Annotated in this window: 20 protein-coding genes and 2 pseudogenes; 10 read left to right on the top strand and 12 right to left on the bottom strand. The window is 68.5% G+C overall.

All coding sequences use genetic code 11. From position 1 onward, the window contains the following. Positions 1-4: 4 nt before the first annotated feature. Both ACFIMZ_RS19240 and ACFIMZ_RS19235 read left to right on the top strand, forming a co-directional pair. Positions 5-610 carry a glycine zipper 2TM domain-containing protein gene (locus ACFIMZ_RS19240; protein WP_431823946.1) on the top strand — a complete coding sequence of 202 codons (606 nt, stop codon included), beginning with the start codon at positions 5-7 and terminating at the stop codon, positions 608-610. Positions 611-1,000: 390 nt separating this feature from the next. Then, positions 1,001-1,507: an N-acetyltransferase family protein gene (locus ACFIMZ_RS19235; RefSeq protein WP_431823945.1), complete on the top strand. Its 507-nt coding sequence runs from the start codon at positions 1,001-1,003 to the stop codon at positions 1,505-1,507. Between the two features lie 27 nt (positions 1,508-1,534). On the opposite strand, the gene ACFIMZ_RS19230 is transcribed toward ACFIMZ_RS19235, so the two are convergent. Next, a complete protein-coding gene (locus ACFIMZ_RS19230) occupies positions 1,535-1,687 on the bottom strand; it encodes a hypothetical protein (protein WP_431825460.1) in 153 nt (50 codons plus the stop codon). A gap of 284 nt (positions 1,688-1,971) precedes the next feature. On the opposite strand from ACFIMZ_RS19230, the pseudogene ACFIMZ_RS19225 reads away from it, so the two are divergent. Further along, positions 1,972-3,326, top strand: a pseudogene (locus tag ACFIMZ_RS19225) (aspartate aminotransferase family protein). A 44-nt stretch (positions 3,327-3,370) separates the two neighbouring features. Here the strand turns inward: ACFIMZ_RS19225 and ACFIMZ_RS19220 are convergent. Continuing rightward, positions 3,371-3,856, bottom strand: a complete 486-nt coding sequence (locus ACFIMZ_RS19220; protein WP_431823944.1) for a CS1 type fimbrial major subunit — start codon at positions 3,854-3,856, stop codon at positions 3,371-3,373. Positions 3,857-4,261: 405 nt separating this feature from the next. On the opposite strand from ACFIMZ_RS19220, the gene ACFIMZ_RS19215 reads away from it, so the two are divergent. After that, positions 4,262-6,106, top strand: coding sequence for an amidohydrolase (locus ACFIMZ_RS19215; protein WP_431823943.1), 1,845 nt, complete (start codon positions 4,262-4,264; stop codon positions 6,104-6,106). Between the two features lie 61 nt (positions 6,107-6,167). Here the strand turns inward: ACFIMZ_RS19215 and ACFIMZ_RS19210 are convergent, their stop codons facing one another. Both ACFIMZ_RS19210 and ACFIMZ_RS19205 read right to left on the bottom strand, forming a co-directional pair. Further along, on the bottom strand, positions 6,168-7,355 hold the full coding sequence (locus ACFIMZ_RS19210; RefSeq protein ID WP_431823942.1) for a M20 aminoacylase family protein: 1,188 nt from the start codon (positions 7,353-7,355) through the stop codon (positions 6,168-6,170). Between the two features lie 35 nt (positions 7,356-7,390). After that, positions 7,391-8,632: a diaminopropionate ammonia-lyase gene (locus ACFIMZ_RS19205; RefSeq protein WP_431823941.1), complete on the bottom strand. Its 1,242-nt coding sequence runs from the start codon at positions 8,630-8,632 to the stop codon at positions 7,391-7,393. A gap of 182 nt (positions 8,633-8,814) precedes the next feature. Between ACFIMZ_RS19205 and ACFIMZ_RS19200 the strand changes: the two are divergent. Then, positions 8,815-9,264, top strand: a pseudogene (locus ACFIMZ_RS19200) (Lrp/AsnC family transcriptional regulator); the annotation flags it as partial. 86 nt (positions 9,265-9,350) lie between these two features. On the opposite strand, the gene ACFIMZ_RS19195 reads toward ACFIMZ_RS19200, so the two are convergent. From ACFIMZ_RS19195 to gcvA, 8 genes are all read right to left on the bottom strand, one after another. After that, positions 9,351-11,069 (bottom strand): tannase/feruloyl esterase family alpha/beta hydrolase, encoded by a 1,719-nt coding sequence (locus tag ACFIMZ_RS19195; protein WP_431823940.1) that lies wholly within the window; start codon positions 11,067-11,069, stop codon positions 9,351-9,353. A gap of 28 nt (positions 11,070-11,097) precedes the next feature. Next, complete coding sequence (locus ACFIMZ_RS19190; protein WP_431823939.1) at positions 11,098-12,237, bottom strand: porin; 1,140 nt, start codon at positions 12,235-12,237, stop codon at positions 11,098-11,100. Between the two features lie 62 nt (positions 12,238-12,299). After that, positions 12,300-13,499 carry a 3-(3-hydroxy-phenyl)propionate transporter MhpT gene (gene mhpT, locus ACFIMZ_RS19185; protein ID WP_431823938.1) on the bottom strand — a complete coding sequence of 400 codons (1,200 nt, stop codon included), beginning with the start codon at positions 13,497-13,499 and terminating at the stop codon, positions 12,300-12,302. A gap of 155 nt (positions 13,500-13,654) precedes the next feature. Beyond that, complete coding sequence (locus tag ACFIMZ_RS19180) at positions 13,655-15,565, bottom strand: feruloyl-CoA synthase (RefSeq protein ID WP_431823937.1); 1,911 nt, start codon at positions 15,563-15,565, stop codon at positions 13,655-13,657. Positions 15,566-15,573: 8 nt separating this feature from the next. Continuing rightward, positions 15,574-17,022 (bottom strand): aldehyde dehydrogenase, encoded by a 1,449-nt coding sequence (locus ACFIMZ_RS19175; RefSeq protein ID WP_431823936.1) that lies wholly within the window; start codon positions 17,020-17,022, stop codon positions 15,574-15,576. Between the two features lie 37 nt (positions 17,023-17,059). After that, positions 17,060-17,890, bottom strand: a complete 831-nt coding sequence (locus ACFIMZ_RS19170; RefSeq protein WP_431823935.1) for a p-hydroxycinnamoyl CoA hydratase/lyase — start codon at positions 17,888-17,890, stop codon at positions 17,060-17,062. A 185-nt stretch (positions 17,891-18,075) separates the two neighbouring features. Continuing rightward, a complete protein-coding gene (locus ACFIMZ_RS19165) occupies positions 18,076-18,576 on the bottom strand; it encodes a MarR family winged helix-turn-helix transcriptional regulator (protein ID WP_431823934.1) in 501 nt (166 codons plus the stop codon). Between the two features lie 64 nt (positions 18,577-18,640). After that, positions 18,641-19,531, bottom strand: coding sequence for a transcriptional regulator GcvA (gcvA, locus tag ACFIMZ_RS19160; protein ID WP_431823933.1), 891 nt, complete (start codon positions 19,529-19,531; stop codon positions 18,641-18,643). A 229-nt stretch (positions 19,532-19,760) separates the two neighbouring features. Here gcvA and ACFIMZ_RS19155 point away from each other — a divergent pair, with 229 nt between their 5' ends. From ACFIMZ_RS19155 to ACFIMZ_RS19135, 5 genes are all read left to right on the top strand, one after another. Further along, positions 19,761-20,606: a transketolase gene (locus ACFIMZ_RS19155; RefSeq protein WP_431823932.1), complete on the top strand. Its 846-nt coding sequence runs from the start codon at positions 19,761-19,763 to the stop codon at positions 20,604-20,606. Further along, positions 20,603-21,604, top strand: a complete 1,002-nt coding sequence (locus ACFIMZ_RS19150; protein ID WP_431823931.1) for a transketolase family protein — start codon at positions 20,603-20,605, stop codon at positions 21,602-21,604. Before ACFIMZ_RS19155 ends, ACFIMZ_RS19150 begins: the two co-directional genes overlap by 4 nt. Before the next feature lie 57 nt (positions 21,605-21,661). Continuing rightward, complete coding sequence (locus ACFIMZ_RS19145) at positions 21,662-22,426, top strand: SDR family NAD(P)-dependent oxidoreductase (protein WP_431823930.1); 765 nt, start codon at positions 21,662-21,664, stop codon at positions 22,424-22,426. Between the two features lie 139 nt (positions 22,427-22,565). Continuing rightward, positions 22,566-23,618 (top strand): TRAP transporter substrate-binding protein, encoded by a 1,053-nt coding sequence (locus ACFIMZ_RS19140; protein WP_431823929.1) that lies wholly within the window; start codon positions 22,566-22,568, stop codon positions 23,616-23,618. Positions 23,619-23,622: 4 nt separating this feature from the next. Beyond that, positions 23,623-25,482, top strand: coding sequence for a TRAP transporter large permease subunit (locus ACFIMZ_RS19135; RefSeq protein WP_431823928.1), 1,860 nt, complete (start codon positions 23,623-23,625; stop codon positions 25,480-25,482). Positions 25,483-25,555 lie beyond the last annotated feature (73 nt).

The following is a 25,555-nucleotide window of genomic DNA, read 5'->3' as shown; positions in this document are numbered from 1 at the left end:
CATCATGAAGCGCATGCCCTCCACGAAGACCGTTCTGTTCGCCTCGCTCGTCGCCGTGGCGGCGCTCCCGCTGACTGCCTGCGTCGCGCCGGGCTATGGCCCGTACGGCGCGCAGGGCTATCCGCAGCAGCAATACGCGACGCCCGGCTATGCGCAACCCGCGTACTCGCAGCCCGGCTACGTGCAGCAACAGCCCGCCTATCCGAACCAGGCGCCGTCTCCGTACGATTCGCAATACGGGAACCAGCAGTATGGAAACCAGTACGGCAGCCAATACGGCACGATCACGAACATCCGCCCGGTCAGCAGCGCCGTGGCGCCGGCGGGCGTCGCCGGCACCGTGGTCGGCGCACTGCTCGGCGGCGTGATCGGCAACCAGTTCGGCCGCGGCCACGGCCGCGATGCGGCGACCGTGATCGGCGCGCTCGGCGGCGCGGTCGCCGGCAACCAGATCGGCCAGCAGATGGGTGCGCAGCAGGCGCCGAGCAGCTACCGGATCGACGTGCAGGTCAGCGACGGCTCGACGCGCGCGTTCGACGTGCCGACGCCGGGCGACCTGCACCCGGGCGACCGCGTGCGGATCGACGGCAGCCAGCTGTCGCGGTACTGATTTCGCCAGCGCGACGTCACGCGCCGCGCCGCTCACTTTGCTTCGTGCACGCCGCCAGTCCGGCGTGACGCACCGCGCCTTCCCATCCTCAGGCTCACTACGGCCCGGACACACGCAACACGCGATTCCAGGCGGCCCGATTTCCCGCCTCGCCACACGACCACGGCGAATGACCGCAGCAAGATCGGCCAGCCAGCCGAGCCCGCGCTCCGTGAATCGTGTCGTTCAACCGCACGCCGACCGGCCAGCACAACACGGCGGTCGCGCGCATCACCACGTCGTCGCGGCGGCTTCGATCGGCAAAGCAGGCGTTGCCGATTCCGATTAGCATGGACGTGCCCTGCGGCGCGGCGCGCCGCAGATTCCAACGATCCACCAGACCAACGACACATGATCACGATCCGCCTGCTCGACACCGCCGACGCGCCGCTGTTCCAGTCCCTGCGCCTCCTTGCGATCGAGACGTCCCCGACCTCGTTCCTGCCGACCCGCGACGAACAGGCCGCGCTCTCCCTCGACGAAGTGGTGTCGCGCATTCGCCTGACGCCGGAGCTCGCGGTATTCGGCGCGTTCGACGGCGACGCGCTCGTCGGCATCACCGGCGTGCGGCGCGATGCGCGTGCGCAGGTTCGCCACAAGGCGACGGTCTGGGGCGTGTTCGTCGATCCGGCCTACCGTCGGCGCGGCATCGCCGAATCGCTGCTCGACGCGGCCGTCGCGCATGCGGAACGCGCGTGGCAATGCACGCAGCTGTTGCTGTGCGTCAACGCGATCAACGAAGCGGCCAGGCGGCTCTACCTGTCGAAGGGATTCGTGCGGTTCGGTACCGAGCCGCGCTCGCTCCTCGTGAGCGGCCAGTACTACGACGAGGAGCATATGGTGAAGACGCTGGCGTAGCGCTCGGCGGCCGGAACGTGCGGCGCGCTACCGCCGGTCCGTGATCGTCGCGTCGATCGCCTGCCCGGCGATCACGACGTTCACCAGCGTCATCCCGCTCACGTCGAACGCATCCACCGGCCCCGGCGACGTCGCCGTCGTCACGCCGGAGATCGGCTGGACCGCCGACGCGTTCGGCATGTTGCGTACCGCAAAGGCCCGGATCGTCGTACGACATCGGATAGCCTGGACAGGGTTGCAGTCTCGCAAAAACCTGGCTCACTCGCTATTTTCTGGCGGATATCCGGAAACATGTGAGCGCACACTCACATCAAGAACCAATCTCAAGACATCCGTTGTCGTATGTTTATGCGCAAAAACTTCAAATCACACAGATACGTGGTCGAGCCCTGATCGACCCCGCACGCGGAATATGACAAGCTCGCTCAGGCGTCATCCGATCAATCTCGCCAGAGGAGCCCAACTTGCGTTCCCGTCACGGAGTCGACCTCACCCGCGCCCACGCGCTGTTCGACCGCGAGCGCCGCGCGTTCGCCGAAGCGATGCCGAAATCCCGCGCACTGTCCGCGGAAGCCGCCGAGCACCTGCTGTTCGGCGTCCCGCTGCACTGGATGCAGGACTGGTCGACCCCGTTCTCGCTGTACGTGAAGGAAGCGCGCGGCGCGACGTTCACCGACGTCGACGGCCATCGCTATGTCGATTTCTGTCTCGGCGACACGGGCGCGATGTTCGGCCATGCGCCGGAACCCATCGCGCGCTCGCCGAGCAGGCCACGCGCGGCTACACGACGATGCTGCCGAGCGAGGATGCGGCGTGGGTGTCGCGCGAACTTGCGCGCCGCTTCGGGCTGCCGGTCTGGCAGTTCGCGCTGAGCGCGAGCGACGCGAACCGCTTCGTCCTGCGCTGGGCGCGCGCGGCCACCGGCCGCGACACGATCGTCGTGTTCAACGGCTGCTACCACGGCACGGTCGACGACGTGTTCGTCGATCTCGTCGACGGCCGTCCCGTGCAGCGCGACAGCCTGCTCGGCCAGGCGTACGACCTGCTCGCGAACACGCGCGTCGTCGAGTTCAACGATCTCGCGTCGCTCGAAGCGGCGCTGAAGGCCGGCGACGTCGCGTGCGTGCTCGCCGAGCCCGCGATGACGAACATCGGGATGGTGCTGCCCGATCCCGGCTTCTGGGATGAAGCCCGCGCGCTGACGCGCCGCTACGGCACGCTGCTCGTGATCGACGAGACGCACACGATCAGCAGCGGCCCCGGCGGCTATGCGATGGCGCACGGGCTCGATCCCGACGTGCTGGTGGTCGGCAAGCCGATTGCCGGCGGCGTGCCGTGCGCGGTCTACGGTTTCAGTGCGGAATTCGCGGAACGCGCGAAGCAGGCGAAGCTGAACGCGCCGCCCGGACATTCGGGCATCGGCACGACGCTCACCGCGAACATGCTCGCGATGCATGCGATGCGCGCGACGCTGGACGAAGTGGCGACGGAGGCAGCCTACGCGCACATGTTCGAACTGGCCGCGCGGCTCGCGTCAGGGCTCGAACAGGCGATCGCGAAACACGGGCTGCCGTGGTGCGTGACGCGCATCGGCGCGCGCACCGAGTTCCAGTTCGCGCCGACGCCGCCGCGCAACGGCACGCTTGCCGGCCAGCAGCTCGACAGCGAGCTCGAGCACATCGTGCACCTGTACCTGCTGAATCGCGGCGTGCTGATCACGCCGTTCCACAACATGATGCTCGTGTGTCCCGAGACGACCGCGCAGGATGTCGACCTGCTGGTCGCGCAATTCGATGCGTGTCTCGGCGAGCTGGTGTGATGGCGTGATGCAGGAGGCGAGCGCTTGCCTGGCGGGCGCGGCGCTTACCGCTCGATCTGCCTGTCGTCGCCCGATGCGGCGGTCGGCTCGAACAGCAATACGAGATCGCCGCTATAGCTCCCGTTGGCGCGGGCAGCGCCGTTCCGGGCCGGCGCGTTGGCGCTGATCTTCAGGTTGTGGATTTCGTCGATGCCGCCACCGTCGCCCGGCCTGACCTGCGTGACCTTTCGCACCGTATCCGGTGCAACGACCGAAGTCCGGTCGGCGCCCGTCAGCGTCACCTTCGCGTTGGTCATCTCGTCATGGCCGTTCGACAGCCTCAGCGGTCGCGCCGGCGTGACGGTGAAGTCGGGCGATTTTGTCCACACGCGGATCCGCAGCGTCTTGCTGAAAGTCTTCTGCGTGTTGTCGTCCGCCGTCAGCTCCACCACGCCGTATGACGCCGAGCCGTCCGGCCACGACGCGAAAATGCTGTCGCCGACATGCGCGGTCAGCGTGATCTTCTTCACGACCGCCTGGAGTGAAGGCATGGCCCGCATGCGCGATACGTGACGCCCAACGCGAACCTGCGCGTGCGCCCGTCATGGGCCGGCCGTGTCCAATGCGCGCGGGGCGCCCGCGACAGGGCCTTGCAGACGGCGCGTCGACGCCGCTTGACCCGTCGGCCACCGCGAATTCCTCCCGACCTCAGTCAGGCGCACGGATTTTGATCTTGCTCCATACGCAAGCGGCGCTTATACATACGATTGACCATTAACGCCTCACCGGTCTCGGCACCATCGCGTTGAATGCGCCAGCGGAGTTCTTGAAGCGGGCCTCACCGATTCTGCATGACGCCATTCAGCACCCTATCCATCCCAGTGTTTTGATTTCTGAAATTATCCGCGGCGAACAATAAGTACATCTAATGCAATAAAAGCCAAAAGGAGCTTTTCATGTTCGATCGACACCAGCTCGGATGTGCATGCTGCAGCACCCATATGTTGGCAACCCCCTTCAGCCAGGGCGAAAGTGAATGGCAGGATCTGCTCAAGGAATTGAGCCAGCTGGAAGCGCACCGCGCGCCCGAGGCCGTCATCTTTTACGGTGGACACATCTATCCGGACCCGGAAGACACCAACAAGCGCGTCGACGCGCTGGGGATCGCCGACCACAAGGTCATCGCCGCGGGTACGCTGGATGAGGTGCGCCAACGCATGCGGGAGAAATTCCCCGACGCTCGCGAGCAGGCGCTCAAAGACAGTCAGACCTTGCTTCCCGGCTTGATCGATCCGCACATGCATCTGCTGCCCAGCGCGCTGTTCCGCACCAAGCCCTGGCTGGACCTGACACCTTTCGAGGACCAAAGGCTGCGGCCCGGTTACAGTGCGCCTTTTATCCGCGAGCAGCTTGAGCAAGCCGTCGGCGACGCGCAGGCAGGCACCGAAAAGTGGGTTTGCGGATTTGGCGTCGACCCGTCGCTGATGATCGATTGGGTGGATATCGACCGTGCCTGGCTGGACGGGATCAGCAAAGACATTCCCCTGTTCCTGGTCAATGCCTCCGGGCACATCGGCTATGCGAACAGCAGCGCTTTGCAAGCCGCCGGCCTCCAGGAGCTTTACCCCGGCGGCGTGCTGACCGAAACGCAACTCACCCGGATGATGGGAGCCATGCCGCCTCCGAAGCCCGTTGATCTGCTTTTCCAGATACGGCGCGTGTTGCGGGACGCGAACAAGCGCGGCATTACCACCCTGTTCGATGCCGGCCTGGGGGCGGGAAGAGGATTTTATGAAGTCGTCCTGATGCAGGCACTGGCGAGAACGCCGTGGATGACGGTTCGCATGGGCGCGGCCCTGTTCGGCAATAACGACCTCTGGCCGCTGTGGATCAAACAATTCAAGCCTCAATTGAATAGCAAGCCTGAGGAATTGTTTACCATCCGGGCGATGAAACTGATTGCCGACGGCTCCAACCAAGGATTGACCGGCCTGCAAAGCAAGCCATACAAGTGCTGCGGCGAACACAGTGTTCCCGGCGTGGGGCCCAATGGCCTGTTCAACTTCAACCCCGTCGAAACACTGGCTCAAGTCATGCAGCAGGTCGTCGAGGCCGAATGGCCGATCATGACCCATGCCAACGGTGACGAAGCCGTCGCCAATGTATTGGCTGCCTACCAACTGGCGCTGAGCAAGGTTCCTGAGGCCGCTTCGGTTCCGCCCAAACCCTCCGCAGCACCGATCGAGCTGCGCCATCGGATCGAGCACGCGTCGCTGCTTGGCGACGACGATCTTCGCGCCATGAAGCGGCTGTCCATCTCGCCCAGTTTTCTGATCGGCCATGTCGGCTACTGGGGACGCGCCTTCCAAAGGACCATTCTTGGCGAAGAACGCGCGCAGAAGCTCGATCGATGCAAGTCGGCGCTGCGCGAGGGCCTTCGCTTCAGCCTGCACAGCGATCACTTCGTCTCTCCACTGGGCCCATTGCGCTATATGGACCAGGCAGTCTGCCGGGCGATGGAAGCCGACCCGGAGCTTTCGGTGTTGAATGAGGCCGAATGCCTGAGCGCGCCCGAAGCGCTGCGCGCGGTTACCATCGACGCGGCCTGGCAATGCCACCTGGACGATCAGATCGGCTCCTTGAAAGAAGGAAAGCAGGCTGACCTCGTGATCCTGGAAAAGGATCCCCTGCAAGCCAAACCGGGGGATCCCTATCAACTGCGCGACATCACCGTGCTGGAGACATGGGTCAGCGGGCGCAGGGTGTACTCGGATTCCGAGGCGGCGACCCTAACCCGGTAGGCAGCGTCGCTTCGTCGCCGCGCGGTTCGGATCGCTGATCATTCGTTTCGAAAACCTGTGATCAGCGATCCCCGTTCACCGCATACGGCGCGACCGGCAACGCAAGCCGCGCAATCTCCGCGAAGTACCGCGCGCCGATCGACAGGATGTCGTCGTTGAAGTCGTAGGTCGCGTTGTGCAGCGGCACGCCGCCGCGGTCCGCCGCGTCCCCGTTGCCGATGAAGATGAAGTTGCCGGGCACCGCCTGCAAGAACGCGCCGAAGTCTTCCGAGATCATCATCGGCTGGATATTCGGCTCCACGCCCTCCGCCCCGGCGACGTTCGTGGCGGCCCTCACCGCCATCTCGACGTACTCCGGCGAATTCACCGTCGGCGCGAACTCGTGCGTGTATTCGAACGTGCAGTCCGCGCCATGCGTGCGGCAGATGCCTTCGCTGATCTCCCGCATCCGCGTTTCCAGCAGCGCCTGCACGTCGCGCGCGTAGCTGCGCGTGTCGCCCTTGATCGTGACGGTCGACGGGATCACGTTCCGCAACCCGTCGGTGATGAATTCCGTGCACGAGATCACCGCCTGCAGGCCCGGGTCGAGATTGCGCGACACGATCGTCTGCAGCGCGAGCACGACCTGCGACGCGATGACGATCGGATCGACGCCCATGTGCGGCCGCGCCGCATGCGTGCCGCGTCCGTTGATCCGGATGACGAAATTGTCCTCGCTCGCCATGATGCCGCCCGCGCGCGTCGCGAACGTGCCGGCGCGCATGCCCGGCATGTTGTGCGCGCCGAAGATCGCGTCGACCGGAAACCGCTCGAACAGCCCGTCGGCCATCATCGCCTTCGCGCCCCGGCCGTGCTCCTCGGCCGGCTGGAAGACGAAGCGCACGGTGCCGTCGAAGCCCTTGCGCTCGGCGAGCAGCCGCGCCGCGCCGAGGATCATCGACATGTGTCCGTCGTGGCCGCACGCGTGCATCTTGCCGGCCGTCAGCGACGCATGCGCGCGGCCGGGCACGCTTTCCGCGATGTTCAGCGCATCCATGTCGGCGCGCAGGCCGATTGCGCGCTTGCCGTTGCCGACCGTCAGGTTCGCGACGAGCCCCGTCCCGCCGATTCCGCGATGCACGTCGAGCCCGAGCGTCGTCAGGATCGTCGCGACGAAGTCGGACGTCTTCACCTCGTCGAAGCCGGTCTCCGGATAGCGATGCAGGTGTTGTCGCCAGGCCTTCAGTTGCCCTTGCAGCGTGCTTTCCATGCCGAACTCCTCGTCGATGTCGATGCCGATGCCGGTTACACGGCGACGGCGGTCGCCGTGCGATCCAGCCAGTCGCGCTGGCGCGCCAGCACGGCCTCGGCCGATTCGCCGACGCATTGCCGATAGACCGACGGCGCCGTCGCCCCTTCGGTACTGATCGCGAGCACGCGCGACGTGTCGTCGAGCCCCGCCGCGCGCGCATGTTCGCGGTCGCTCATCAGCGCGGCGAGCCCCGCGAGACCGGCCGCGCCCGATTCGCCGATCACGAGCGGCGCGTCGCGGCCGGTGCCCGTCGCGAAGCGGCGCATCGTGCGCACCGCATCGTCGTCGTCGATCAGCATGAAGTGATCGATGCACGGCTCGAGGAAATCCCACGCGAGCGGTGACGCTTCGCCACACGCAAGGCCGGCCATCACCGAATCCACGGCGCCGGTCGCCTTCGTCGCGCGGCCCGCGAGCGCGCTTTGGTACAGGCAGTCGGCCTGCCGCGGTTCGACGACGATGAAGTGCGGCCGCCGCGCGCCATGACGCTCCCACAGATAGCTCGCGACCCCGGCGGCCAGTCCGCCCACGCCGCCTTGCAGGAACACGTGCGTGAACGCGGGCGCACCGGCCGTGTCCGCCGCCTGGCCGACGAGTTCGGCCGCGATCACGCCGTAGCCCTGCATCACGTCGCGCGGAATCGCCTCGTAACCATCGTATGACGTATCCGACACCACATGCCAGCCGTTTGCATGCGCGAGCTCGGCGGCTCGCACGACCGATTCGTCGTAGTTGCCGTCGATCCGCACGATCTGCGCGCCGTGCGCGGCGATCGCGCGCTCGCGTTCGACGCCGACGTTCGCATGCAGGACGATCACGCAGCGGCAGCCGATCGTGCGCGCCGCCGCGGCCAGCGCGTTGCCGTGATTGCCGTCCGTCGCGCTGATCACGGTCAGGCCGGCGAGCAGCGACGCGTGGCGGCCTGCGATCAGGTCCTTCGGGTCGAGGTCGTGCGTGCGCCACCGGCGCTTCACCAGGCGCATCAGCGCAACCGGCGCGCCCAGCGCCTTGAAGCTGCCGAGCGGCGAGCGGAACGACTCGTCCTTGACCGCGAGCCGCGCGACGCCGAGTTGCGCGGCGGCGGCGGGCAGGTCCCACAACGGCGTCGGCGTGGCCCCGAGGAGAGGCCAGTTCGACAGCCACGCGCCGCTTTCGTCGGCGGTCGCGATGTTCATCACGCGCCGCAGCGCGTCGGGATAAGGGGCGCGTGACGCTCGGGGATTGGCGATCAGCATGGCAGGCTTGCTCCGGAGGGGCGGCCTCGGCAGAGGTCCGTCGGTTGAGTCGCATCGGGAAAGCGCCGGTTGCGCCCGCCCTCGATGAGCAAAATAATATTGCGCAGGCTGGTCAATAAAATCCCCAATTGAGCTGGCTTTGCGCAACAATTTCTCATTTTGGCGAGGCTTCACGCGAAATCATGACCACCCCTCTTGATGCGTTCGATCGCAAGCTGCTGATGGAAGTCCAGCGGGACGCGCAGACGCCCCAGAACGAACTGGGCGCGCGCGTGAACCTGTCGACGGCCGCGGTGAACCGGCGGCTGCGCCGCCTCGCGGAAGACGGCGTGATCGAGCGCTATACGGCGGTCGTCGCGCCGGAGAAGGTCGGATATGCGCTGACGATCGTCGTCAACGTCGAGATGGAGAGCGAGCAGATCGACCAGATCGATGCGATGAAGCGGACTTTCGAGCTGTGTCCGCAGGTGCAGCAGTGCTATTACGTGACGGGTGAGTGGGATTTCGTGTTGATCCTCACCGTGCGCGACATGGATCAGTACAACGCGCTCACGCGGCAGCTGTTCTTTTCGAATAACAACGTGAAGCGGTTCAAGACGCTGGTGAGCATGGGGCGGGTGAAGGTGGGGTTGGGGTGGCGGTCGAGACTGACGAGTAAGCCGCCGAGGCGAAGCAACGCGGCCGACGCGACATGTCGCGCCGGCCATGCGCGGCAACCTCAGCCGCAACTGAAACTCCCCGCCGAATTCACATCGCCCGCCCCGTCATATCGCGCCACCTTCGGAAAAGGACACAGCGGCCGCGTCCGCCCCGCTCCCCACGCCGCCGGCACTTCCGCGTTCGGCACCGCATTCGCCGCATCGCGCGCAGTCGCCACGACGGCCTCCGGCGCCTGCCCCTGCTCGACCCACGCCACCAGCGGCGTCAACATATCGAACTGATCCGCCGCCGGCCCGCCGGAACAGTGATTCATCCCCGGCACCGGATAGAGCCGCGCGAAATCCGACGCATCCCCGCCGTTCGCCTGTGCGAGCCGCGCATACCAGCCGCGCGTGTCGTTGAACGAAAACACCGGATCACCGGTACCGTGATAGACGAGCAGCTTTGCGCCGCGCGCCTTCAGCGCCGACAGGTTCGCCTCGTCGGGCGGCGTCATGAACGACCACGCGGATTCCGCATACACGCCGCTCGTCGCGAAGATCGCCGGCGCGTCGTTATCCATGTCGAAGCCGAGCGCGAAACCGGCCAAGTTCGCGAGCGTCGCCGCGGGCTTCGGCGGCGTCATGAACGTGAACGCCATCGCGGCCGGGTCGAGCGTGACCGAATTCGACTGCTTCCACGCGGCCCAGCCGCTGCCCGCGATGCCCGGATCGTACGGAAAGCTCGCGTACAGCGCCGCGCCCGCGCTGTTGCGCGCCCCTGCGAACACGCTGGCGAGCGCCGTCTTCTGCGCGCCCGTCAGGCACGCGCCGGTGCGCACGCCGTTCGCGCAGGTCGGGATGTCGGCGTCGACGCTGAAATGCGCCTGGCACGCGGCGACGTCCTGCACCATGCCGTCCGCGACGCCGTCGAGCGCGTCGCATTTCTCGACGATCTTCGCGCCGACGAACTGCCGCTCCGCGTCGGTGAAGCCGCTGCGAAGGTCCGGCAGCCCGTTCGCGCCGGTCGCCGACGCGATCTTCGCGAACTGCTGCGCGCCATACATCTCGCCGATCGCCGCCTTCGGAAGATGGAAGCCCGGATCGCCGGCGATGATGCCGTCGTAGTCCGCCGCGTTGCGCGCCGCCGTCACCATCGCGTGACGCCCGCCGTTCGAGCAGCCGCCGAAATAGCTGCGGTCCGGCCCCTTCCCGTAGGCGACGCGGATCACCTGCTTCGCCATCGGCGTCAGCGCATCGACGGCCGCGTACCCGTAGTCGCGGCGCGCCTGCGGGTCGAGCCCGAACAGCGGGTTCTGCGCGGCGCTGTGCCCGGAATCCGAGCTGATCACCGCGAAGCCCAGGTTCAGCGCGTTCGTGAGCGGCCCGCCGCCGCCGATCTCGCCGGTCGCCTTCACGACGTTGCCGTCGAGGCCGCCGTTCGCCTGGTAGAAGAAGCGGCCGTTCCACGCCTTCGGCAGGCGCATCTCGAAGCCGATCGCATAGGTCTTGCCGTCCACGGGGCTCACGCGCTCGTTCATCTTCCCGGCGATCACGCAGTGCTCGGCGATCGGCTTGCCGGCCACCGTCAGCGCACCCGCGGCGGCGGTCGTCACCGACGTGAACGACGTGTTCGCATACACGAGCCGCGCGGCGAGCGCGTCGCAGGTCTGCGTCATCGCGGCCGGCGTCGCGGCGCTCAAATGCGGGGAAGCCGGCGAGATCGCATCGTCGCCGCCGCAGCCGGCGAGGATCGCGGCGGACAGCGGCGCAACACAAAGGAGTACGGATTTATTCACGGTGTCTCCGTTTCGTCAGGTACGTGGCTCAGAACAGATGCTTGACGCCGACCATCGCGCCGAGCTGGTTCATCCCGGCGCCGGGCGTCGTGCCGGGGCCGCCGCCGCTGACCGCGTAGCGCGCGTGCGCGCTGTTCCACAGATACGAGGTCTGCGCGTAGACCGACGTGCGCTTCGACAGCGCGTAGGTCGCGCGCAGCGTCGTCATCGTCGCGCGGGTGTCGTGCGCGGTGTTGACGATCCGGTAACCCTGGCCGTCGACGGTGAACAACGGCGTGAACGCATACGACGCGCCGACGAAGAACAGGTCCGAACGTGCGCCCGGCGCGGCGGGCGCTTCGGTCGTCACGCGCCGCCCGAGCCAGCCCGCGCCGATGCGCGCATGGCCGACGTTCACGTAGCCGCTGACGTGCGTGCGCGCATCCTTGTCCGCGCTGGTCGTGAAGGCGGCGGGCGCCACGCCGTCGAAGAAGCTCGCCGCCGCATTCGCGCCGCCGCGCTGCTCCTCGTACGACGCGGCGACGCCGAACAGCACGCTGTCGTACTTGAGCATCACCGACCAGTCGCGGCATTCGACCGCGCGGCCCGGCACCTGGCCCGCGCACGTGCCCTGGCCCGGCGAATTGCCGGTGCCCGCGCCGTCGCGACCGAACGAATAGCCGGCGCCGAACGTGAAGCCCCGGTAGTTCGCCGTGTACGTGACCGCGTTGTCCGCACGTCCGTTCGGCACGTAGGCGTCGAGCGAACCGAGGCCGTAGATGTCCGGGCCGACGATGTCCGCGCCCTGCAGCGCGAGGTAGGTCATCATGTACTGGCGACCGAACGCGAGCGTGCCGAAGCCGCTCTTCAGCCCGACGAACGCCTGCCGGCCGAACAGCCGGCCGCCCTGGCCGAGATCGCCGCCGCGCACGTTGAAGCCGCTCTCGACCACGAACACCGCCTGGTAGCCGCCGCCGAGATCCTCGGTGCCGCGCAGGCCCCAGCGCGACGGCAGCTCGCCCGTCACGGCAGGCATGCGCACGACGCGATCGCCGGCCGCGTTCGCGTGCGACACGTATTCGACGCCGGTGTCGATGATCCCGTACAGTGTCACGCTCGACTGCGCGTGCGCGCTCGCCGCGGCCAGCGCGCACGCGCCGGCCGCCAGCAGGGCCTGGGTGTTCTTCATGATGGTGTCTCCGAACCTGTGTTGATGTCGCGCTCTGATGGCGCTCGTGGATGAAACGAAATTCAGTCGCCCGCCTGCGGCCGCCGGATCAGCAGCAACGCGGCCACGGCGGCGACGAGCGTGACGGGGATGCTCGCGCCGATCACGACCGGCGCGCTGCGGCCCATCGCGAGCAGTTGCGCGGCGGCGAGCGGCCCGACGACGGAGCCGAGCCGGCCGACCGCGACCGCGGTGCCGACGCCGGTGCCGCGCATCGCGGTCGGGTAGTAGATCGCGGCGAGCGCATACAGCACCGACTGGCCGCCGATCACGAACATGCCGGCCGCGAACGCGGCCGCCGCGAGCGCCGCGAACCCCGGCGCGGCCGCGAGCGCGGCGAGCGACAGCACGATGCCCGCATACATGCCGCCGACGACGCGCGCCGCGCGCATCCGGTCCATCGCCGCGCCGATGCCGAGCGCGCCGAGCCCGCCGCCGACGTTGAACGCGATCTGCACGAGGCCGACGTGTGCGCGGTCCAGCCCGCGCGCCGCCATCAGCGACGGCAGCCAGTTCAGCAGGAAGTACAGGACGATCAGCGTGCAGAAGTAACTGACCCACAGGGCGAGCGTGGACGACGTGCGCCCGCCGCCGAACAGCGTGTGCGCGACGCTCGCGCGCTCGGCGCCGGCGACGTCGAGATACGCGCGCGACTCGGGCAGCAGGCCGATCAGGAGCGGCACGAGCAGCAGCGGCCCCACGCCGCCGACGTAGAAGATGTGGCGCCACTCGGCGTCCCCCGCAAGCAGCACGCCGATCAGCGATGCGATCACGCCGCCGAACGGAATGCCGCAGTACATCGCGGCAACCGCGCTGCTGCGCACGCGCGGCTCGACCGCTTCGGACGACAGCGCGATCAGGTTCGGCATCGCGCCGCCGAGCCCGATGCCGGTCAGCACGCGCACGACCACGAGCATCGCAAAGCTCGACGCCTGCGCGGTGGCGATCGACAGCAGCCCGAACAGCGCGACCGACGCGATCAGCACGCGCTTGCGGCCGAACCGGTCCGCGAGCCGGCCGCCGAGCATCGCGCCGGGCAGCAGGCCGAACGTGCCCGCGCTGAACGCGATGCCCATCTGCGACACCGTGAGCCCGAATTCGTGCGCCATGCGCGGCGCGGCGACGCCGACCGACTGCAGGTCGAGCCCTTCGAGCAACGCGATCGCGAAGCACAGCGCGAGGGTCGTCGCGATCGCCGGCTTCTCTGCAACATAGGTGTTCATTTTGTCTCCAGTCCTATGCAAATCCCACCTGCGCATCCGCCGCCGGCCAGAGGCTGACGAACGCGCCGCCTCCTGATCGAGCGGCAGCTTTTATCAGGCTGCCTGATTCAATGGCCGAAAAAAACCGGTCGGCAACTCACCCGACCGGCCGATGCTCAAGCGTGAATCACATCCGGGTCGCCGGCCGCCGGATCGCCGGCCGCCGGATCGCCGGCCGCCGGATCGTAAAGCGCCTCGATCGCCGCCGCGCGATGCTGCTGCACGGCCGCCTGGTTCAGCGAGCCCTTGTCGGTGACTTCGCCGAGATCGAGCGACGGCGGCGTATCCATCACCCGGATGCGCGCGACGAACGTCGAGCTGCCGGTCGCGCCACGATTGAGCCGTTCGAGCCACGCGGCGAACGCCGCGCGCACGGCGGGCGCGCGCAGCACGGCGGCCGCCGCCGCATCGTCGCCGAGCCCGGCCAGCGCACGGCACGCGTCGACGCGCGGAAACACCAGCAGGCCGATGTCGTCGCGATTGAGCCCCGTCACGACCACGTCCTGCACGTAAGGCGCGCCGGTCGACACCGCCTGCGCGCGCAGCGGCCCGACGCTGACGAAAGTGCCCGTGCTCAGCTTGAAATCCTCGGTCAGCCGGCCGTCGAACTGCAGGCCGAGCTCGGGCCGCGCCGGATCCGCGAACGTCGCCGCGTCGCCGCTGCGGTAATAGCCTTCGTCGTCGAACACGTCGCGCGGATCGACGTCCGCGTGCCAGTAGCCGCGCATCACGTTCGGCCCCTTGAAGCGCAGCTCGAGCTTGCCTCCGCTCGGCGCGAGCTTCACGTCGCAGCCGGGCGCGGGCAGGCCGATGTAGCCCGAGCGCATCAGCGGGCCGGTCGTGAACAGGCACGACGGCGACGTCTCCGTCATCCCGAGGCCCGCCATGATCCGGATGCGTTCGCCGCAATGCGCCTCGGTCACGCGGTCGAGGCGATCCCACACGGCTTGCGACAGCCCCGCGCCGCCGAAGAAGAACAGCTTCACGCGCGAGAAGAACGAGTCGCGCAACGCGGCGTCGCGTTCGAGCGCGGCGGTCAGCTCCTCCCAGCCCTTCGGCACGTTGAAGTAGATCGTCGGCGCGATCTCGCGCAGGTTGCGCACGGTCTCGTCGAAACGGCCCGGCACCGGGCGGCCGTCGTCGAGATACAGCGTGCCGCCGTTGTACAGCGCGATGCCGAGGTTGTGGCTGCCGCCGAACGTGTGGTTCCACGGCAGCCAGTCGACCAGCACCGGCGGCTCGCGCGTCAGCTCCGGCATCGTCTGGCGCAGCATCTGCTGGTTGCTGCACAGCATCCGGTGCGTGGTCGGCACGGCCTTCGGCTGCTTCGTCGAGCCGGACGTGAACAGGATCTTCGCGATGTGATCGGGGCCGACCGTCTCGTGGATCAAGTCGATCGTGCGCGGCACGGTGTCGAGCAGGCGCGCGAACGGCACGGCGTCGCGCCCGGCCTGGCCGCCCTGCGCGACGATCAGCGTCGCGTCGCCCGGCAGCGCCGCATCGAGCGCGTGCGCGAACGCATCGCCGCCGGCGACGAACACCGCGCCCGGCCGCAGCACGCCGAGCGTGTGGCGCAGCTTGCCGTAGTCGGTCGACACGAGCGAATACGCGGGCGAGATCGGCGCATACGGCACGCCGGCCAGCATCGCCGCGAACATCAGCTGCAGGTGTTCGAGATCGTTGCCGGACAGCACCGCGAGCGGCCGCTCGGCCAACAGCCCGAGATCGACGAGGCCCTGCCCGAGCGCACGGGCGCGCTCGAGCATCTGCGCGTACGTGATCTCGATCCAGCGGCCGTCTTCGCCGCGGCGCGCGGCGAGCACGCGGTCCGGATGCGCTTGCGCGCCGCTCGCGAGGCAATCGGTCAGGCGCGCCGGATACGCGCCGAGCGGTTCGAGCGCGCGCAGCCGCCAGGTGCCGTCGTCGTCACGACGGATGTCGGCCGCGCCCTGCGCGACGGCCGCCGCGCGGTAGCGCGCGCCGCTCGTCGCGCGATCGGTGGGGAGCGAGGTCGTCGATAGGTTCATCGCTGGCCTCAGATCGGGTAATGACGCGGCGCGGTCTGCACGGTGATCCAGCGCAGCTCGGTGAATTCGGCGATCGACGCGCGGCTGCCGAAGCGGCCATGGCCGCTCGCCTTCACGCCGCCGAACGGCATCTGCGCTTCGTCGTGCACGGTCGGGCCGTTGATGTGGCAGATGCCCGATTCGATCCGCCGCGCGACCGCCAGCGCCCGCGCGACGTCGCGGCTGAACACGCTCGCCGACAGCCCGAACTCGCTGTCGTTCGCGAGCGCGACCGCGTCGTCGTCGCTGTCCGCGCGCAGGATCGCGACGACCGGCGCGAACGATTCCTCGCGATACAGGCGCATGTGCGGCGTCACGCCGTCGACGATCGCGGGCTGCATCAGCGCGCCGTCGATCCGGCAGCCGAGCGGCAGGCGCGCGCCGTGCGAGCGGGCATCCTCGACGAGCGCCGCCGCGCGCGCGGCGGCGGCCGCATCGACCATCGCGCCGAGCGCATGGCCCGCGTGCGGATCGCCGGCGACGAGCGTGCGCGCCTTCGCGGCGAGCCGTTCGACGAGCGCGTCCGCGACCGGCTGCGCGGCGATCACGCGCTCGGTCGACATGCAGATCTGCCCCTGGTTGAAGAACGCGCCGAACGCGATCGCGTCGACGGCGGCGTCGAGATCCGCGTCGTCGAGCACGAGCACCGGCGCCTTGCCGCCGAGTTCGAGCAGCACCGGCTTCAGGTGGGCGGCCGCGTGGCGCGCGATGATGCGCCCGACGTGCGTCGAGCCGGTGAAGTTGATGCGCTTCACGTGCGGATGCGCGATCAGCCGTTCGACGAGTTCCGGCGCGTCGGCCGCCGCGTGCGTAACCACGTTGACGACGCCCGCGCCGAGCCCCGCGTCGTGGAGCACCGCGCCGATCAGCGCGTGCACGCCGGGGCACGCCTCGGACGCCTTCAGCACGACCGTGTTGCCGCAGGCGAGCGGCATCGCGAGCGCGCGGGTGCCGAGGATCACCGGCGCATTCCACGGCGCGATGCCGAGCACGACGCCGCACGGCACGCGCATCGCGAGCGCGAGATTGCCGGGCACGTCGGACGGGATGAGGTCGCCGTCGATCTGCGTCGTCATCGCGGCCGCCTCGCGCAGCATGTTCGCCGCGAGCGTCACGTTGAAGCCGTACCAGCCCGGCGTCGCGCCGGTTTCCGCGACGCCGGTCGCGACGAAGGCGTCGAGGCGCGCGTCCATCAGGTCCGCCGCCTTCAGCAGCCGGCGGCGGCGCTCGGTCGGCGCGAGCGCGGCCCATGCGGGAAACGCGCGGTGCGCGGCTTCGACGGCCGCGTCGACGTCGGCGGGGCCCGCTGCAGGCGCACGCGACGCAAGCGCGCCGGTCGCCGGGTTGAAACGGTCGAAGGTGCGCCCGTCGCGCGCCGCGCACCATTCGCCGCCGATCAGCATCTGTCTGTCGGTCATTGTTGTCTCCAGTCCCATGCCTCCACGGCAGTATCGATCAGCGCTTGTACGCCTGCAGCCCGGGCTTGATCGCCTTGTCGTCGAGGAACTGCTTGAGCCCCTGCTCGCGGCCCCGCTCCGGATCGCGCAGCTGCGCCTGGTCGAGCTTCGCGTACAGGTAATCCTCGCACTGCTCCCACGTCAGTTCCCGCGAACGCTTGAAGCCGTGCTTCGCCGCGCGCAGCACGACCGGGTTCTTGTCGATCAGGCGCGCGGCGAGCGCGATCGTCGCGTCGCGCAGCTCGGCGAGCGGCACGCTGCGGTTCACGAGGCCCATCTCCGCCGCCTCGACGCCGGTGAACGTGTCGCCCGTCATGATGTAGTGCAGCGCGCGGCGATGCCCGACGGTATCCGCCATCGCCTTGCTGACGAGGTTGCCCGGCGGGATGCCCCAGTTGATCTCCGACAGCCCGAACACCGCTTCGTCGGCCGCGATCGCGAGATCGCACGCGACGAGCGGCGAGAAGCCGCCGCCGAAGCACCAGCCGTTCACCATCGCGATCGTCGGCTTGCCGTACATCCGCAGCCGCCGCCATTGCCACTCCGACGCGTCGCGCCGCACCTTCTCCTGCAGCGCGTCCGGGCCGCCGTCGATTTCGCGGAAGTATTCCTTCAGATCCATGCCGGCCGTCCACGCGGCGCCCGCGCCGGTCAGCACGAGCACCTTCGCGTCGTCGTCGAACTCGATCGCGTCGAGCACCTGCAGCATCTCCTGGTTGAGCGTCGGGCTCATCGCGTTGCGCTTGTCCGGACGGTTCAGCATCACCCACGCGATGCCCGCCTCCACTTTTACCTCGACGGTCTGCCAGCGGTTCTCGTACTTGCTCATATCTGTTCCTGTCGTTCGTTCCAGTGCCGATTCGGTGCGCAGCGCCTCTGCTGCGAACGGCTTCATTTAATATCAGGCTACCTGATATTGCAAGCGACAAAAACGCCGGTGTAAACCCGGATCGGGTGTCCTGTCGGGGATATCCGGTTCAGCGAACCACCGGCGGTTTCGTGGGGTCGGGAATGTCAGCCGCGCAGGTTGCGGACGAACACTTCGAGCGCGCGCTGCACGTGCGCGGCGTCGTCGGCGGCGAACTCGCCGAGCATCCGGTTTTCGAGCGGACGCAGCACGGCCTCGCATTCGCGCAGCATCGCCGCGCCTTCGGCGGTCAGCGTCAGCAGGATCACGCGGCCGTGCGACGGATCGGCTTCGCGCGTGACGAAGCCGCGAGCCGCCATCACGCTCATCACCTCGTTCGCCGATTGCGGCGTGATGAACGAACGTTCGGCGAGCTGCGCGTTCGACGACGCGCCGCGCGCCTCGAGCACCGACAGCGCCGTGTATTGCGCGAGCGTGATGCCGAGCGGCGCGAGCGCATCGGTCATGTGACGGCGCAGCAGCCGGTCGAGGCTGCCGATCACGTAGGTGAGGCGCTGCGGCGCGCGCGCCTTCGGCTTGTCGGCTGTCGCGCGGACGGTGTGCTTCGAATTCCTCGAATTCGCGGACTTGGTCGGTGCAGTGCTCATAACGCGGGCCGGATGAAATTGCGGGTCATCTTACCAGCACGCGATGCGCGCGGCGCCAGCCGCATCACGCGTCGAGCTCGGCAAACAGCCAGTCCTGGAAGCTCTTCAGCTTCGGCAGATCGGCGCGCGATTTCAGCAGGTTCAGCGTGTAGCCGTTGATCCGCAGCCCGTCCAATCCGAGCGGCGCGACGAGCCGCCCTGTCTCCAGCTCGCGCTGCACGAGCAGCAGGCTTTCGAGGCAGACGCCCATCCCGTCCGCCGCCGCGCTGATCGCCATGAACGACCGGTCGAAGCGCGGGCCGCGCGTGATGTCGAGCCTCACCTTGCGATGCTGGCGCATCCAGTCGCGCCAGCCGACCAGACAGCCTTCGCTGTGGATCAGCGTGTGATGCAGCAGATCGGCCGTCGTGCGGATCGGGTGCTCGCCTTCCATCAGCGCGGGCGAGCACAGCGGCACGATCGTCTCGGCCGGCAGCTCGAGCACCATCGTGCCCGCCGGCTGCAGCTTGCGCGCGCCGTAGCGGATGTCGATATCGACCGCTTCGGTCGTCAAGTCGCAGTAGTCGGCCGACGCGTTCAGCCGCACGTCGATGTCCGGGTTCAGCGCACTGAAGCGCGCGAGCCGCGACATCAGCCATTGCGTCGCGAAGCTCGGGGTCGAATGCACGGTCAGGATGTCGCTTTTCGTCGTGCGACCGATGTTGCGCGTCGCCGTGTCGATGCGCGCGAATGCCGCCGCGATTTCCTCCGCGTACTGGCGTCCCGCGTCGGTGAGGATCACCGCGCGATGCACGCGGTGGAACAGCCGCACGTCCAGTTGCTCCTCGAGCAGCTTGATCTGATGGCTGATCGCGGACGGCGTCACGAACAGTTCTTCTGCTGCAAGCGCGAACGAAGCCAGCCGCGCGGCCGCCTCGAACGCCTGTATGGACTTGAGCGTGACCCGATTGTGCATCGCAAGACCCGGATGAATTCAATTCAACTGTCGGCCTATTTAATTCGTTTGAGCGCGCCATTTCAAGCCGATACGCTGTTTCGTACCTGCCGCGCATCCGAAACGAGGGTTTATCCCGACGCGCGGCGGACGACGGCCGCCGCGCCCGATGCAACCGGCGCAGCGGCCGGCCGGACCGAACCCATGACGGCCGCGTCGTTCGACGGTGCGCCGCAGCAAGGAGACTCGCTTGAATACGCGCGAAGCCGGGCAAGCCGCCCATCTCGCAGAACGCGCCTACCGCATCCGCCGCAACGCGTTGCGGATGGGCGAGGTGCAGGGGCAGGGCTACATCGGCCAGGCCCTCGATATCGCCGACGTGCTCGCCGTCGCCTACTTCCACGCAATGCGCTACCGGCCCGACGATCCCGAATGGGAAGGGCGCGACCGCTTCCTGCTGTCGAACGGCCATTACGCGATCGCGCTGTACGCGGCGCTGTTCGAAGCCGGCGTGCTGCCGCCGGAGGAGCTCGAGACCTACGGCAGCGACGACAGCCGCCTGCCGATGTCGGGGATGGCGAGCTACACGCCCGGCATGGAAATGTCCGGCGGCTCGCTCGGCCAGGGCCTGACCATCGCGGTCGGCCGTTGCCTCGGCCTGAAGCGCAGGGGCTCGGACGCGTTCGTCTACACGCTGTTCTCCGACGGCGAGCTCGACGAAGGCGCGGTGTGGGAGGCGATGCTCTCCGCGAGCCACTGGAAGCTCGACAACCTGATCGCGATCGTCGACGTAAATAACCAGCAGGCGGACGGCCCGTCGACGCAGGTGATGGCGTTCGAGCCGCTCGTCGACAAGCTGGAGGCGTTCGGCTGGTTCACGCAGCGCGTCGACGGCAACGACATCGGCGCGGTCGCCGCCGCGTTCGACGCCGCGCGCAGCCATCCGGGCGCGCAGCCGCGGATCATCGTCTGCGACACGAAGATGGGCTGCGGCGTCCCGTTCCTCGAAGCCCGCGAGAAAAACCATTTCATCCGCGTCGACGCGCACGAATGGCAGCTCGCCCTCGACGCGCTGGATGCAGGGAGACACGCATGAACACCACGAGCGCATCCAAACCCCGCCTGAAGACCTCCGCGATGATCGCGTCGATCGCCGCCGAAGGGCAGGCGACCCGCGCCGCGCCGTTCGGCCACGCGCTCGTCGAGCTCGCACGCACGCGCCCCGACGTCGTCGGCATGACGGCCGACCTCGGCAAATACACGGACCTGCACATCTTCGCGAAGGCGTTCCCCGAGCGCTATTACCAGATGGGCATGGCCGAGCAGCTGCTGATGGGCGCGGCGGCAGGCATCGCGCACGAAGGCGCGCAGCCGTTCGTCACGACCTACGCGGTGTTCGCGACGCGGCGCGCGTACGACTTCATGCACCAGGCGATCGCCGAGGACAACCTCGACGTGAAGATCGTCGCCGCGCTGCCGGGCCTCACGACCGGCTACGGGCCGAGCCACCAGGCCACCGAGGATCTCGCGCTGATGCGCGCGATGCCGAACATGACCGTGATCGATCCATGCGACGCGCTCGACATCGAGCAGATGGTGCCCGCGATCGCCGCGCATCGCGGCCCCGTGTACGCGCGCCTGTTGCGCGGCAACGTGCCGGTCGTGCTCGACGAATACGGCTACCGCTTCGAGCTCGGCAAGGCGAAGCTGCTGCGCGACGGCGCGGACGTGCTGATCATCTCGTCCGGCATCCTGACGATGCGCGCGCTCGAAACGGCGAAGGCGCTCGCCGCCGACCGCATCGACGTCGGCGTGCTGCACGTGCCGACGATCAAGCCGCTCGACACCGCGACGATCCTGCGCGAAGCGAAGCGCACCGGACGCCTCGTCGTCGTCGCGCAGAACCACTCGGTGATCGGCGGGCTCGGCGAGGCGGTCGCCACCGCGCTGCTCACGGCCGGCGTCACGCCGCAGTTCCGGCAGATCGCGCTGCCCGACGCGTTCCTCGACGCCGGCGCGCTGCCGACGCTGCACGACCGCTACGGCATTTCTACCCAGGTGATGTCCGACACGATCAAGGGCTGGCTCGGCTGAGCGCCGGCCGCCCGCACACGCAATCAATACGATCTACCCTTATCAGGAGAACCCATCATGTCCGAATCGCGACTTCTCGACGGCAAGGTCGCCGTCATTTCCGGCGCCGCATCCCCGCGCGGGATCGGCATGGCCACCGCGCGCATGTTCGCGAGGCACGGCGCGCGCGTCGCGATCCTCGACCTCGACGCAGCGGCCGCGCGCGACGCGGCATCGTCGATCGGGCCGGAACATCGCGGCTATGCGTGCGACGTGACGGATCGCGAAGCGTGCGCGCAGGCGGCCGAACAGATCGTCGCCGATTTCGGCCAGATCGACGTGCTGATCAACAACGCGGGCATCACGCAGCCGGCGCAATTGCTCGACATCGACCCGCAAAGCTGGGACCGGATCCTCGACGTGAACCTGCGCGGCGTGCTGTACCTGTCGCAGGCGATCGTGCCGCAGATGAAGAAGCAGCGCTCGGGCGCGATCGCGTGCATGTCGTCGGTGTCCGCGCAGCGCGGCGGCGGCATCCTCGGCGGGCCGCACTACTCGGCCGCGAAGGCCGGCGTGCTCGGCCTCGCGAAGGCGATGGCGCGCGAGCTCGGCCCGGCCGGCATCCGCGTGAACTGCGTGACGCCGGGCCTGATCCAGACCGACATCAACGCCGGCAAGATCCCCGACGACAAGCGCGGCGACATCCTCGCGGGCATTCCGCTCGGCCGTCTCGGCGTGCCGGACGATGTCGCGGGCGCGTTCCTGTTCCTGTCGTCCGACATTTCGTCGTACCTGACGGGCGCGGTGATCGACGTCAACGGCGGAATGCTGATCCACGGCTGACGAGCCGAGCCGCGGCCCCGCGCCGGCAGCGCGGGGGCCGCAGCAAGCGCGCCCTCATGGCGCGCCGCCCGGCAAACACGCCGCAGAGCGCGTTGCCTCGGACGACACGATAACGACTACCACATTGGAGGAAGACATCATGACGATCGATTCGAAAGCAGCCAAAGGCATCGACCGGCGCACGTTCCTGAAGGCCGGCGCATCGGCCGCAGCAGCGGCCGCGGCGGTGCCGCTCTGGGGCGTGTCGACGCGTCGCGCGTTCGCGGCCGAATTCAACTACAAGCTCGCGACCGGCCAGGACCCGACGCATCCGGTGAACGTGCGCGCGCAGGAAGCGCTGAACCGCATCCGCGAAGCGACCGGCGGGCGGCTCGACATCAAGCTGTTTCCGCAGAACCAGCTCGGCTCCGACACCGACCTGCTGTCGCAGGTGAGAAGCGGCGGTGTCGAGTTCTTCAACCAGGCGTCGTCGATCCTCGCGACGCTGACGCCCGCCGCCGGCATCGTCAACACGGGCTTCGCGTTCCAGAACTACGACGCGGTGTGGCGCGCGATGGACGGCGATCTCGGCGCATACGTGCGCGCGCAGATCGAGAAGTCGGGCATCGTCTCCGTGTCGCGCCCGTGGGACAACGGCTTCCGCCAGATCAGCTCGTCGACGCGCGTGATCCGCAAGCCGGAAGACCTGAAGGGCTTCAAGATCCGCGTGCCGCAGGCGCCGATGCTGACGTCGATGTTCAAGGCGCTCGACGCGGGCCCCGCGCCGATCAACTTCAACGAGCTGTATTCCGCGCTGCAGACGGGCGTCGTCGAAGGCCAGGAGAACCCGCTGCCGATCATCGCGACCGCGAAGCTGTACGAGGTGCAGAAGTCGATCAGCCTGACGTCGCACGTGTGGGACGCGTACTGGATTCTCGGCAACCGCCGCGCGTGGGAGCGCCTGCCCGCCGACATGCGCGCGATCGTCACCCGCGAGTTCGAGCGCGCGGCGCTGCTGCAGCGCGCGGACATCGCGCGCCTGAACACGTCGCTGCGCGCCGACCTGACGGCCAAGGGCATCACGGTCGTCGACGTCGACCGCGACGCGTTCCGCAACGCGCTGCGCAAGACGAGCTTCTACAGCGACTGGAAGGCCAGGTACGGCGCCGAAGCGTGGGCGCTGCTCGAAAAGAACGTAGGCAAGCTGGTGTAATGCAATGACGACGATCCTGCTCCCGCACACGGCGCCGCGCCGCATTGCCGGCGCCCTCGACACGCTGCTCGGCCACCTGGTCGAGATCCCCGCCGCGATCCTGGTCGTTGCCGAGATCGTCGTGCTGCTCGCCGGCGTCACGAGCCGCTACCTGCTGCACGCGCCGCTCGTCTGGTCCGACGAGCTCGCGTCGATGCTGTTCCTGTGGCTCGCGATGCTCGGCGCGGTCGTCGCGCTGCGGCGCGGCGAGCACATGCGAATGACCGCGCTCGTCGGCAAGGCGTCGCCGGGCGTGCGCGCGTTCCTCGACGTCGTCGCGATCGCCGCGCCGCTCGCGTTCCTCGTGCTGGTGATCGGGCCGGCCGTCGATTTCGCGCAGGACGAGGCGTTCATCACGTCGCCCGCGCTCGAGATCCCGAACAGCTGGCGCGCGGCCGCGCTGCCGGTCGGCACGACGCTGATGGCGCTCGTCGCGTGCCTGCGGCTGATCCGCAGCGCGAACTGGCACCTGACGCTCGGCGCGATCGCGGCGGTCGCGGCGATCGCCGGCGGCTTCGTCGTCGCCGCGCCGCTGCTGCAGAACCTCGGCAACGTGAACCTGCTGATCTTCTTCGTCGGCCTGGTCGCGGTCGCGGTGCTGTCCGGCGTGCCGATCGCGTTCTCGTTCGGGCTCGCGACGTTCGGCTATCTCGCGCTCACGACCAGCACGCCGCTCGTCGTGGTGGTCGGCCGCATGGACGAAGGGATGTCGCACCTGATCCTGCTGTCGGTGCCGCTGTTCGTGTTCCTCGGCCAGCTGATCGAGATGACCGGCATGGCCGCGGCGATGATCGCGTTCCTCGCGAGCCTGCTCGGCCACGTGCGCGGCGGCCTGTCCTACGTGCTGGTCGGCGCGATGTATCTCGTGTCGGGCATCTCCGGCTCGAAGGCGGCCGACATGGCGGCGGTCGCGCCGGTGCTGTTCCCCGAGATGAAGGCGCGTGGCGCGAAGCCCGGCGACCTCGTCGCGCTGCTCGCGGCAACCGGCGCGCAGACCGAGACGATTCCGCCGAGCCTCGTGCTGATCACGCTCGGCTCGGTCACCGGCGTGTCGATCTCCGCGCTGTTCACGGGTGGCATGCTGCCGGGCATCGTGCTCGCGATCACGCTGTGCGCGGTCGTCTGGTGGCGCTACCGCGGCGACGACCTGTCGAACGTGAAGCGCGCGAGCCGCGCCGAGGTGCTGCGCAAGCTGCTCGTCGCGATTCCCGCGCTCGCGCTGCCGTTCGTGATCCGCGCGGCCGTCGTCGAAGGCGTCGCGACCGCGACCGAGGTATCGACGATCGGCATCGCGTACTCGGTCGTCGCCGGCCTGCTGATCTACCGCCGCTTCGAATGGCGGCGGCTCAAGCCGATGCTGATCGACACCGCCGCGCTGTCCGGCGCGATCCTGCTGATCATCGGCGCGGCCACCGGCATGGCGTGGGCGCTCACCCAGTCCGGCTTCTCGGGCCAGCTCGCGAGCGCGATGGCCGGCCTGCCGGGCGGCGCCGCGATGTTCATGGCCGCGTCGATCGTCGCGTTCATCGTGCTCGGCAGCGTGCTCGAAGGCATCCCGGCGATCGTGCTGTTCGGCCCGCTGATGTTCCCGATCGCGCGGCAGATGGGCATCCACGACGTCCACTACGCGATGGTCGTGATCCTGTCGATGGGCGTCGGCCTGTTCGCGCCGCCGTTCGGCGTCGGCTACTACTCGGCGTGCGCGGTCAGCCGCATCAATCCCGACGAAGGGATGAAGCCGATCGTCGGCTACATCGCCGCGCTGATCGTCGGCCTGATCGTGGTCGCCGCGGTGCCGTGGATCTCGATCGGCCTGCTGCATTGATCCCGCGTCCTCGCGGTTCGCGCGAGGACGCCCGCCGCCCTTTTCCCCCAAACGCCTATCGTGCGCGCCGCCC

The sequence above is a fragment of the Burkholderia sp. F1 genome (assembly GCF_050813845.1).
Taxonomy (GTDB): domain Bacteria; phylum Pseudomonadota; class Gammaproteobacteria; order Burkholderiales; family Burkholderiaceae; genus Burkholderia; species Burkholderia ubonensis.
Note: the sequence above shows the minus strand (reverse complement) of the source record. Positions and strands in the feature narration are given on the sequence as shown.

Bases quoted from the DNA above. Each gene is read 5' to 3' on its own strand.
- ACFIMZ_RS19170 (WP_431823935.1), bottom strand. From the start codon at position 17,890: ATGAGCAAGTACGAGAACCGCTGGCAGACCGTCGAGGTAAAAGTGGAG.
- ACFIMZ_RS19235 (WP_431823945.1), top strand. From the start codon at position 1,001: ATGATCACGATCCGCCTGCTCGACACCGCCGACGCGCCGCTGTTCCAG.
- ACFIMZ_RS19205 (WP_431823941.1), bottom strand. From the start codon at position 8,632: ATGCTGATCGCCAATCCCCGAGCGTCACGCGCCCCTTATCCCGACGCG.
- mhpT (WP_431823938.1), bottom strand. From the start codon at position 13,499: ATGAACACCTATGTTGCAGAGAAGCCGGCGATCGCGACGACCCTCGCG.
- ACFIMZ_RS19140 (WP_431823929.1), top strand. From the start codon at position 22,566: ATGACGATCGATTCGAAAGCAGCCAAAGGCATCGACCGGCGCACGTTC.
- ACFIMZ_RS19150 (WP_431823931.1), top strand. From the start codon at position 20,603: ATGAACACCACGAGCGCATCCAAACCCCGCCTGAAGACCTCCGCGATG.
- ACFIMZ_RS19190 (WP_431823939.1), bottom strand. From the start codon at position 12,237: ATGAAGAACACCCAGGCCCTGCTGGCGGCCGGCGCGTGCGCGCTGGCC.
- ACFIMZ_RS19240 (WP_431823946.1), top strand. From the start codon at position 5: ATGAAGCGCATGCCCTCCACGAAGACCGTTCTGTTCGCCTCGCTCGTC.
- ACFIMZ_RS19210 (WP_431823942.1), bottom strand. From the start codon at position 7,355: ATGGAAAGCACGCTGCAAGGGCAACTGAAGGCCTGGCGACAACACCTG.
- ACFIMZ_RS19230 (WP_431825460.1), bottom strand. From the start codon at position 1,687: ATGCCGAACGCGTCGGCGGTCCAGCCGATCTCCGGCGTGACGACGGCG.
- ACFIMZ_RS19180 (WP_431823937.1), bottom strand. From the start codon at position 15,565: ATGAACCTATCGACGACCTCGCTCCCCACCGATCGCGCGACGAGCGGC.
- gcvA (WP_431823933.1), bottom strand. From the start codon at position 19,531: ATGCACAATCGGGTCACGCTCAAGTCCATACAGGCGTTCGAGGCGGCC.
- ACFIMZ_RS19135 (WP_431823928.1), top strand. From the start codon at position 23,623: ATGACGACGATCCTGCTCCCGCACACGGCGCCGCGCCGCATTGCCGGC.
- ACFIMZ_RS19145 (WP_431823930.1), top strand. From the start codon at position 21,662: ATGTCCGAATCGCGACTTCTCGACGGCAAGGTCGCCGTCATTTCCGGC.
- ACFIMZ_RS19165 (WP_431823934.1), bottom strand. From the start codon at position 18,576: ATGAGCACTGCACCGACCAAGTCCGCGAATTCGAGGAATTCGAAGCAC.
- ACFIMZ_RS19175 (WP_431823936.1), bottom strand. From the start codon at position 17,022: ATGACCGACAGACAGATGCTGATCGGCGGCGAATGGTGCGCGGCGCGC.
- ACFIMZ_RS19220 (WP_431823944.1), bottom strand. From the start codon at position 3,856: ATGCCTTCACTCCAGGCGGTCGTGAAGAAGATCACGCTGACCGCGCAT.
- ACFIMZ_RS19215 (WP_431823943.1), top strand. From the start codon at position 4,262: ATGTTCGATCGACACCAGCTCGGATGTGCATGCTGCAGCACCCATATG.